Below are 1,892 nucleotides of genomic sequence, written 5' to 3'. Positions count from 1 at the left end.
ACGACGACGATGGTGTCGAGGAGAAGCGCTCGCTGATCGAGGTACAGTTGCGCGAAAGCCTTTATGGCACTGCCACCCAACCGGTCATTATCGGCAAGAAGGACGAGCGCGGCGACTGGCTGTTTCCGGCCAAAGGCGCGCTCGATCCCAACGAGATCGCCATCGCGCTTGGCGAGAGGATCGTCAGGACCATCGGCCCGTCCGAAGAGATTTCGGCGCGGGTGGCAAAACTGCGCCAGTTCCAGGCAATGCTCACCGAGGCCACCGACATCGGCTCGCGCACGCCGTTCTTCTGTTCCGGTTGCCCGCACAATTCGTCCACCAAGGTGCCGGACGGCTCGATCGCCGCGGCCGGCATCGGCTGCCACTTCATGGCGCTGTGGATGGACCGCAACACAGTCGGCTTCACGGCCATGGGCGGCGAGGGCGCGCAATGGGTCGGCCAGGCGCCGTTCTCCAAGCGCGAGCACATCTTCCAGAATCTTGGCGACGGCACCTACAACCATTCCGGTACGCTGGCGATCCGCTTCGCGCTGTCGAGCGATGCCAACATCACCTACAAGATCCTCTACAACGACGCGGTCGCCATGACCGGCGGCCAGCCGCACGAAGGCGGCCTGACCGTCGATATGATTGCCAGGCAGGTGCGGGCAGAGGGTGTCGACCGCATTGCCATCGTCACGGATGAGCCGGACAAATATGCTGGCAAAGCCGAATTCCCGGCCGGTGCCACTATCCATCACCGCGACGACCTCGATCTCGTCCAGCGCGAGCTGCGCGACGTCAAGGGCGTTTCGGTCTTGCTCTACGACCAGACCTGCGCCGCCGAAAAACGCCGCCGCCGCAAGCGCGGCACATTCCCCGATCCCGACAAGCGCGTCTTCATCAACGAACTGGTCTGCGAAGGCTGCGGCGATTGCGGCGTACAGTCGAACTGCGTCTCGATCCAGCCGGTCGAGACCGAATTCGGCCGCAAGCGCAAGATCGACCAGTCGAGCTGCAATAAGGATTTCTCCTGCGTCAACGGCTTCTGCCCGTCCTTCGTCACTGTGCACGGCGCCAAGATCCGCAAGGCCGAGGGCCTGGCCGGCAAGGCCGATCCGCTGGAAGGCGTGCCCGTGCCGGCGCAATTCCCGCTTGGCGAGCAGGGCTGGGCGGCGATCATCGACGGCGTCGGCGGCACCGGCGTCGTCACCGTCGGTGCGGTGCTAGGCATGGCGGCGCATCTTGAGGACAAGGGCTGCGGCATGATCGACATGGCCGGCCTCGCCCAGAAGGGCGGCTCGGTGTTCACCCATGTCCGCATCGCTCGTACCCCGGACGACATCCATGCAATCCGCGTTTCGGCGGGGAAGGCCGATCTCGTGCTTGGCTGCGATCTCGTCGTGTCGGGCGCCAAGAAGGTGCTGACCGCGGTGCGCGAGGGCCACACCATCTTCGTCGCCAACACCGCCGAGATCATGCCCGGCGAATTCGCCCGCTCGGCCGATTTTTCGTTGCCGATAGAGCGGCTGAAAAAGGCGATCCGCGCGGCTGCGGGCGACGACAAGGCACATTTCTTCGATGCCACCCGCACTGCCACGGCACTTTTCGGCAATTCGCTCGGCGCCAACATGTTCATGCTTGGCTTTGCCTTCCAGCACAGCGGCCTGCCGCTGTCCGCCGAGGCGGTCGAGAAGGCGATCGAGCTCAATGGCGAAGCCGTGGCGATGAACATCGCCGCCTTCCGCTGGGGCCGTCGCGCTGCCCATCAGCCGGATTTCGTGCGCGGGCTGGTTGCCCAGCCGGGTCCGACCGCGGCTGGAAAGGCAGGCCAGGCCACGGACACCGCCGAGACGCTGGACGACATCATTGCCCGCCGCGTCGCCTTCCTGACCGCCTATCAGCTGTCT

Annotated in this window: 1 protein-coding gene; it reads left to right on the top strand. The window is 65.1% G+C overall.

The genetic code is table 11. The features are described 5' to 3' along the window. The coding region (locus tag EN969_RS29145; RefSeq protein WP_127419630.1) for an indolepyruvate ferredoxin oxidoreductase family protein at positions 1-1,892 on the top strand (1,892 nt) is incomplete at both ends.

The sequence above is a fragment of the Mesorhizobium sp. M7A.F.Ca.CA.003.01.2.1 genome, from assembly GCF_003998945.1.
GTDB classification, from domain to species: domain Bacteria; phylum Pseudomonadota; class Alphaproteobacteria; order Rhizobiales; family Rhizobiaceae; genus Mesorhizobium; species Mesorhizobium ciceri.
The sequence above is the reverse complement of the archived record's forward strand: the minus strand, read 5'-3'. Positions and strand labels throughout refer to the sequence as shown.